Raw genomic sequence first — 7,788 nt, 5'->3', positions numbered from 1 at the left:
CGTGGGGTGTTGTCCCTGTCGGGCGGGGTGGGGCCAGCGGCGGGGGGGGGGCGGGCGGGGGGGGGGGGGGGGGGGCTGACGGTTTCGGCCGCCGTATCCGCTGCTTGGGCCGGATCCTCCGGTGCCGTTTCCGGGTCAGACCGCGCCGGCGCGGTGCCGGGGTAGGGGAGCGCGGCGGTTTCACGGGCCTTGGCAGTGCCGTTGCTGACAAAGCCTGCATAGGGATCCGGCGGGCCGATCTCTTTCACATCGCGGCCGCGCACCCGGGCTGTGGCAAAGTGCTGCCAGTACCAATCCCGTTCCGAGATGCTGGCGGGATCTTCGATCAGAGCCGCACTTTCAGGGCGCACGCGGTCCAGGAAGCGGAAAAATTCAGCCTTCTGGTCCTCGGGCTTCAGGGCTGCGAAGCCCTCTTCCGCAGCCTCGCCCTCTTTGATCTCCACGTTCAAGGCGGCAACCTGCATTCCACCCGCATCGAAGCCGCTGCCCTTATAGGGGATGAACTTTTCTGCGGTGGCCGTGGTCGGTACTGGCTCAAAGCGCACTCTGGCGGTGGGGGCGTCATAGGCCGGGCGGAAATAGGCCACGAACTGGGGCAGGGACTGGATTTCCGCTGGGGTGACAATCGCGCGCTGGGTGCGGCGGCCGACAATACCCACACCGTCGCGGGTGTCATGCGCGCCCAGGGTGATGTTTTCCTGCTGCTCGATCACATCCTCTTCACCGAGCGAACGGGAAGAGCGTTGCGCCGTGTTGTAGTCAGGGGTGTTGAAGACAACTCGGTTGTTCAGGACGCCGGAAATTGTCTCAGCCGCCTTGCCGCCATAGATGTCTTCCAGCTGGGAAAACACCTGGTAGCCGACGACGAAGGCGCCGCCGAACTGCCGGATTTCCGCAAGGCTCTTGGGCAGGAAGGGCATCTTGTTGAGGGTCGGCACCTCATCCAGGAAGAACCAGACCTTGGGGTCGCGGCTTTCCTCGGTTGTCATCAGTGCGTTGGCGGCCACCTCAAAGACGGTTGAGACGATGTTGCGCACCGCTGCAGACTGCTCCGCGTTGCCGGTCAGAAACACAAAGCCGGGCCGGTCCTGCACAATCCAATCCCGGATCGAGAAAGGTTCGGCATCATCGCGCAGGTATTCCAGAAACCGCAGCTCGGTGATCATGTTGGCGCGGATCGAGCCGGAAGTTTTGGCAACATGCTCTCCGAAGAAATGCGCGCCGGGTGTCGCTGCCACCAGCTTGCCCAGCTCCTCGGAGGGAATGTTCATTATGGCCTTGCGGAGATCTGCGTTGGTGGTCTTTCCGGCCTTTGCCAGCTCGCGGGCGGCGTACTGAAAGACCAGCCGGGCGGATTGGGTCCAGAAACTGTCCATGGCGCCTTGCTGATCCGGGATCATCACCTCGGCGATCTGCGCGAACCCTTCCGGTGAAACCACCTCGTTGAAGGGAGACCAGCCCGCAGAACGCTCATCGAAGGGATTGAGGATGATGTCCTGTTCCGGGTCGTAGTGGTCCCGCAGCAGGCCGCCCATACGGTCATAGATGATGGCCCGGCCGCCTGCCGCGCGGATGGTGTTCAGCAGCTCGTGCATGGCGTTGGTCTTGCCAACACCGACGGTGCCGGTAATGCCGATCTGTGCCTCTACAGCATTGGGAGGGAACTCGATCCCGGCCAGCGTGTAGCGGGGGCCGGTCTTCGAACCTTTGCCAAAGCGCTTTTCGTAGTCGCGCCATTTCCGCTTGGACCAGGCTTTCAGCTCCTTGGCCGTAACCAGGCGGGCGCCCCGGATATGCTCTTCCTCCTTCAGCGACCGGCCGACCATTGCGAAGACAGCGAATGTGATGGCGAATGCTGCGGCAGCGGGCAGAAGTGAGAAATAGAGGAAGCGCCAGGCATTGGCCGCGTAAAGCTCATAGACCTTGCGTAAATCGGGGTCTGCATAGATCTGTCCAGCGGTGCGCTTCACGCGCTGCCCGTCAAGATCCGCAAACTTCAGTTTCCTGTCTTCAGTGCCGCGCTGTTCGACATTGAATTCGGCAATCCAGTAGATGCCGGTAAGCCGTACCTTTTCCAGCTCGTAATTCAGGGCGACCAGGACCAGAAATGTGATGGTGAAGGCGGCGGCGGCCATTGAGGTGCTGTACTTGAGCACCTGTGTTGCCATGCGGGTCCAATGTTGTGTTGTCTGGCCGCCTCTGACAAGCTGAGTGTGTCCTCTGTTGCCCATGACGTATTCCCTCGTTTCGTTGCAACGCGAGCTTCCGGTAGCTCGGGACACCCGCGGCACTTCGCAAATTGTTGTTTCTAAACGGCAATAGCCGGGGTGCCGCGGCCCGGATGTCCCCTGGGCCGCGCTGCGAGCGCTCTGCGTCATAATCGGATTTATGTTAAATAAATCAGGTTATCTGACCTGGATTCCGCTTGCTAAGCGTGCGGCTGACCGATGCAGTATTGCCGGTACGCATCATGCTCCACGCCCTTGACCAGAGCCGGTTCCCAGCCCTTGGCGGCATCATAGACGCGCATGGTCATCAGAGCGTTTTGCGGCGGCTCATAGGTTCCGAAGCGGTTCTTGGCGGTGAAGCGGGCGCAGACGAAGAAATCCGTTTCCGGGAACGGCCACAGGACGGCCGCATAGCGGACCGGTCCCACGCTCACATCTTTGGCGGTGCTGCCATCCGGGACATTTGCAACCAGCCATTGCTGCAGGGCCGCCATGCTCTGTGCCTTGGACGGCCCGCCCTCCGGAACGGGTTTCTCGAAGGTGATTGCGTGCTTGTCCGGTACGGAGCCGTCATTCAGGCAGCCGGAAAGCGCCGTTGCGGCGAAGATTGCGGGGATAAAGTGCTTGAGTTTCATACTCGTGGTGTCCTGTGTTCCGGGGAAATCTTGGGGAAGTTTCAGCAGCCGTTGGCGAGTTTAACGCGCTCCAGGAGCGCGCTGCGTTCTGCGATCGCCAGCGCCGAATTGTAGGTCTGGGCGTCCGGGCCGCCGGATCCGCGCACGCCGCTGGCGGCGGTGCCGGCTACAGCGGTAGCGGTGCCCACATTGGAAATGGCTTGGGCGGATCCCGCGTTGGCAATAGCACCGGCGCCGAGGACAGAAAGGCCCGCCTCCATGAGGCCGCCGGTCAAGTTGGCTTTGCGCTCCCGTTTCCGTTCTGCCTTGTTGATTGCCTCGCTGCGCGCATAAAGCGTGTCCAACTCGGTCTGTACCTCGCTGCAGCTCATGGCGAGATCCTTTTCCGAGGGCTGGGCCTGGGCCGCGCGCTGGACGCCTGCGATAGACTGCAAACCCATGATGCTGGCCGAGGTCTGGGACGTGTTTCCCATGCACCCCGCCAGTCCCATCAGGCCCGCAACTGCAACTGCTCGCTTAATTGTCTTCATTGAAAATTCCTTTCCCGGACTCTGCGGCCCGCCTTTACTCGTGAGCCTTTTTGCGTAACGTGTCCGCCAGTGGTGGGCTGTGAATGCCCGGCTGTGGGCCTCATCCTGCTTGTGGTATTGCCGCCATGGCCCGCCGCTAACCCCTTCTTCAGTGTGAGCCGGTTCCAGCTGCGGAGGTGATGGCCTGAAGGCGATCCGCCGGGGCCGCGCCGCGGATGATGCCGCCGGGGCCGACAAAATACGGAGTGCCGGTGGCGCCGAGTGCCGCTGCCAGGCGTTTTGCCTTTTTGAGATCTTCGGCGCCAACACCCGCTTGAACCGCCGCCGTGATTTCTTCCGCGTTATGCCCCAGCTCGATCAGTGTCCGGATCGTGGTGGTGGCATTGGCCTTGCCCTGGACCGACATCATCGCATCGGAGAAATCGCGGTAGGCTTCCACGCCCTTAAGCGCTTTCAGCGCTAGCGCCGCCTTGGCGGTGAAGGTCGATTCCTTACCCAGGACAGGGGTTTCCATGAGCACCAGCTGCAGGTCCGGCATGGTATCCTTCAGCGATGCAACAACCGGATGCGCCCGGCGGCAATAGCCGCAGTTGTAGTCCTGAAACTCCACCAGGATCGGCTTTTCCGGATCGAGCCCTTCAAACAGCTCGCCCGCTACTTTGGCGATCAGCTCCTGATCTTTCACGGCTTTGGCGGCTTCTTCCTTTGCTTCAAGCAGCGCAAACACTTCCAGGATGATGTCCGGATTGCGCAGAAGCACGTCACGCACGCGCTTATCAAACTCTGCATCGGTCTGCAGCGTTTCAGCGGCAGCAGGGGCCGTGGTCATGGTGAGACCCACTGCTGCCGCCAAAACTGCCTTGCGCCATGGTTTGTTGCTCAAAATCATTGCTCGTTTCCTTTCCGTTCTTCAAATTGCGGCGGTTTCATTGCCTGTTTAAGAGTGTTTTGCTATGCTTGTTCGCCCTAAGGGAGAAGTCCTATGCGACGCCTGATGACGAAATTCTGGAAAGAAATCGCCTACGCCGTGGGCTTTGTTCTGCTGACCTTCAGCCCGTTTCAGGGCCTGTTCCTGGGCTATGGCCTGGCTGGGACTGTTTGGTTTGTCGTCTGGCTGCTTCGGAACAGCGATGGAACCTACGACCCCGAGCCTGATTTGATCGACTCGCGGGGGCTGCATGGCGAATACTCGGACTACAACCATCGGCACTAGCATCATTCGCTTTCCCTCCTGAGACCGGTGAAGATGTGGCCGCCAATCTGCACGTTCTGGTGTCCGCGAGCCTCTGACTCTCTGCCAAGCCAGGTGGGCACCAGATTGCTTTGCTCTCCGGCGGCAACATGAGCTGCCATGCCTTTGGGTGAATAGTAATGTGTGGCCCCGCCAGTCACGTCGGCTATCTGCCCGGCGGCGACCCCATCGACAATCCGGCCGATCCGCTCGTATTCCTCGCTGCCTTCTTCGAGTTTTGTTGGCAGGTTGTTTCCGCCAACCCCGATGTTCCAGGCGGAGAACTGCTTTAGCTGCAGGCTGACCTCAGCCGGGTTGTCGCCCCAGCGAGGATCCGCAACACGGTTCATGATGACATGAGCCACAGCTGCCTGACCTGCATCACTTTCCCGCCCGGCTTCTCCAGCGATCGTCCGGATCATTACGTCCCGGTCATAATTTGAAAGTTGCGGCGTGCCCTTGATTGCTGAGGAAATCCCGCCTACTGCATCCATTGCGCTGTCTGCCACGTCCATGGCGGTTGTGCCGACTTTGACGATAGCGCCCGGAACAACTCCGAAGTCCTGGCCATCAACCACAGCCCGCTCGTTTTCACTGGCTCTCGAAATCGCCTGCCCTGACAGATCTTCCCGGCGATCCTGGAGAGCTTCCCTTACGGTGCCATGGGCTGCGACGGCGCTGCCGTAATTTGCGCGATGATCCATTCCATTTGAAGGCAGCGGTTGCTCCGTGATCTGGGGATCCGGGCGGGTGAGCGTGTGGGCCTGTGCTAAATCCGGATTTGGCCTGTCCAAACCAAGTTCCTGAAGCAGGCTGGGCAGGACCGACTCCACGGCGGCCTCTTGGGCCTTCACACCAGAGGTGGATTTCGGGTTGAGGAACCCGGAGATCTGCTGATCACTGTACCCAGCCTCGCGCCATTCGCTAATAACCGCGTCGGTCAGCTGACCGTCATAGCTGATGCCGTGCGAATATAGATTGCTTTCCGCAGAGGACAGGGTTTCAGCTTCCTCGCGGGCTTCCGCATAACTCTCGCCCTTGCGCTGTACATCTTCAACGCTCCAGCGGTTTCCGCCGTCTTCCGTATTGGTCAAGCTGCTGTGCTGGCTGGCCCGGAGCGCGTTTACCGCATCACCGTACTTGGAAACAGTTTCCGTCAGGCCAGAGTCGCGGGCTGCAGAGACAGCGCGGCGGTAAGCGTCACTGTCGAGACCCGTACCATTGACACTGCCTTGTGCTCCAAGGACAGATCCACCCGGGGTACCTGCTGACAAGGCCACCTTATAGGCAGCATCAACCGAAATGCCGTGTTCCTTTGCGAAGTTCTCGACAGCGGTATGTGCTTCCCGGGCCTCACGGCTCTGGCGCACGCTGTCAGATGTGCTGCGATCATTGGCGACAGACGTTCCCTCCGAGAGCGTGCGCCAGAAATTCGCATAGTTGGCAGCGGTTTGGTTGAGTGCAGTGCTCCACTCTTCACGCAGCGAAGTAGCATTTCGGATTGCTGCCTCTTTCCGGTCTGACACTTCCTCCCGGATGGTCTGGCCCACCCGAGCCGACATGCCGCTGGTCGATTGGGCTGTGCCGGTGGCAAAGGTCACAGAACCATCCGCATTGACTGTCCGCATCGCGCCGTTTGCCATCCGCACGGTGGATGCCCCGGCATCATGCACGGCAGAGGTGTTCCATTTGTTGGCGGCAAAGTTGTTCAAGCTGGCGTTGGCGAGGGAAATGTTTCCGGTGGCAGCTTCGCGGCCTGATTCAATGGCCGCCCCCTGCCCCACGTTCAGCATCGAGGTTGCAAGGCCTGCCATGCGGCTCGCGCCGAACAGGATCACGGTGGAAATGAAGGGAACCGACATCATCAGGTAGCCGGCCATGGTGCCGACATCCTGCTCCACAGCACGCACGCCAAGGTGGTTGGCGAAGGTCAGGGAATAGTCGAGAGCACCATTGCTGTAGGAACCCATTGCCTCGCGGTAGTAACCGGAGCTGGAGTGCATGAGGATGGAATGCAGGATTGCTGACAGCGGATCCCAGGCGGCCAGCCAAAGGAAGCCGCCGAAGTAGCCTTTCATGACGGTCCAAATCAAAGGCGTCATCATCATGACCATCGCCAGCGGGAAGGCCGCGTAATAGATCGTTTCAAAGACGATTTTCAGGAGCGGCACCCATTTCAGCGCGGTGATCCCCACAGCGGAATAGCTGGCAGAGGTCTGCGCTTCTGTCCGGGCCGCCTGATACGAGGTCATGGCAGCGTTGTTGCCGGAAGACGCAATCAGCCGCTGGACCGCACCGTCCAGAGAATTGACCATCATGCTTTGCCGGATGGTGTTCAGGGCACCGGGCGCGGTCATGCCGATGAAATTCTGAAACTGGTAGAGCGTCCGCCGCATATCCAGGGCCGAAGCATTGGGGTCGCTTGTAAAGTGACTTTGGTCTTTCGCAGCGGCCTTCTGATAGAGAACGTTTTGAACTTCAGTATTGATGCGGGTGTAGAGCTGCGGCCAGCCTTCGGCGCAGGTGGTGGTTTCTCCCAGAACCGGGTCGTAATAGGCCAGAGACTGCGGGAGGTTGGCGGCGATGTAGTTTGCGAGATGGCCTGTCCGCCCCAATTCGCCCACATCGACAATGCCGATGTTCGAGCCATCGACCATGCAGTTTTCCATGAAATTCACGAGAGATTCCTGAACAACAGGTGTAACCGCACGCCAGCGTGTGGCCTGGCTCAAAATGGTGGAGCCAAACAGCATTCCCGACTTCTGGTAAGTCAGGTTGTCGGGAGCGGCGAGCAGTGTTTCCATCACATCGGTTAGCGATGCGCCCGCCCTCGATGTGAGAGACCCCACCCAGGCTACGGACCACGGCACATTATCCACGGTTCCATAGATGCCAAGCGGCACGGTGGAATCCATGATGATCACCCGCGCTTTGGGGCCAAGGCTGACGGTGACCAACAAGATGACGCCGATAAAGTAAGTCAGCGCCTGCCGCGCGGCTCCGAACAGTGCCAGCTGGAAACTGGCGACCAGGACACCCGCAGCCAGGGCGCCATAAAGGAGCGTGCTGAAGTTCGCAGAACCGGTGAATGCCGCAAGGTAATTGAAGACGTAGTAGAGATAGTAGCCGCCGCCAACAGTGTGGATTTCGAGTTCGGGCATTTG

6 protein-coding genes are annotated in these 7,788 nt (G+C 60.1%); 1 reads left to right on the top strand and 5 read right to left on the bottom strand.

Annotated elements, in window-relative coordinates:
• From RA20_RS04965 to RA20_RS04950, 4 genes are all read right to left on the bottom strand, one after another.
• A partial coding sequence (locus RA20_RS04965; protein WP_082017913.1) for a type IV secretion system DNA-binding domain-containing protein occupies positions 1 to 2,168 on the bottom strand: 2,168 nt, incomplete at its 3' end.
• Positions 2,169 to 2,428: 260 nt separating this feature from the next.
• A complete protein-coding gene (locus RA20_RS04960; protein WP_039125238.1) occupies positions 2,429 to 2,863 on the bottom strand; it encodes a hypothetical protein in 435 nt (144 codons plus the stop codon).
• Between the two features lie 41 nt (positions 2,864 to 2,904).
• A complete protein-coding gene (locus tag RA20_RS04955) occupies positions 2,905 to 3,393 on the bottom strand; it encodes a hypothetical protein (protein WP_152618440.1) in 489 nt (162 codons plus the stop codon).
• Between the two features lie 148 nt (positions 3,394 to 3,541).
• Complete coding sequence (locus RA20_RS04950) at positions 3,542 to 4,282, bottom strand: DsbA family protein (RefSeq protein ID WP_039125234.1); 741 nt, start codon at positions 4,280 to 4,282, stop codon at positions 3,542 to 3,544.
• A 93-nt stretch (positions 4,283 to 4,375) separates the two neighbouring features.
• On the opposite strand from RA20_RS04950, the gene RA20_RS04945 reads away from it, so the two are divergent.
• Positions 4,376 to 4,606: a hypothetical protein gene (locus RA20_RS04945; protein ID WP_039125232.1), complete on the top strand. Its 231-nt coding sequence runs from the start codon at positions 4,376 to 4,378 to the stop codon at positions 4,604 to 4,606.
• Between the two features lie 2 nt (positions 4,607 to 4,608).
• On the opposite strand, the gene RA20_RS04940 is transcribed toward RA20_RS04945, so the two are convergent.
• A complete protein-coding gene (locus tag RA20_RS04940; RefSeq protein ID WP_039125230.1) occupies positions 4,609 to 7,785 on the bottom strand; it encodes a conjugal transfer protein TraG N-terminal domain-containing protein in 3,177 nt (1,058 codons plus the stop codon).
• Between the last annotated feature and the right edge of the window lie 3 nt (positions 7,786 to 7,788).

This window comes from Leisingera sp. ANG-Vp, from assembly GCF_000813725.1.
Taxonomy (GTDB): Bacteria; Pseudomonadota; Alphaproteobacteria; order Rhodobacterales; family Rhodobacteraceae; genus Leisingera.
Note: the sequence above shows the minus strand (reverse complement) of the source record. Positions and strands in the feature narration are given on the sequence as shown.

What these genes read in the sequence shown, in the direction of transcription:
- RA20_RS04960 (WP_039125238.1), bottom strand. Translation starts at nt 2,863, where the DNA reads ATGAAACTCAAGCACTTTATCCCCGCAATCTTCGCCGCAACGGCGCTT.
- RA20_RS04950 (WP_039125234.1), bottom strand. Translation starts at nt 4,282, where the DNA reads ATGATTTTGAGCAACAAACCATGGCGCAAGGCAGTTTTGGCGGCAGCA.
- RA20_RS04940 (WP_039125230.1), bottom strand. Translation starts at nt 7,785, where the DNA reads ATGCCCGAACTCGAAATCCACACTGTTGGCGGCGGCTACTATCTCTAC.
- RA20_RS04945 (WP_039125232.1), top strand. Translation starts at nt 4,376, where the DNA reads ATGCGACGCCTGATGACGAAATTCTGGAAAGAAATCGCCTACGCCGTG.
- RA20_RS04955 (WP_152618440.1), bottom strand. Translation starts at nt 3,393, where the DNA reads ATGAAGACAATTAAGCGAGCAGTTGCAGTTGCGGGCCTGATGGGACTG.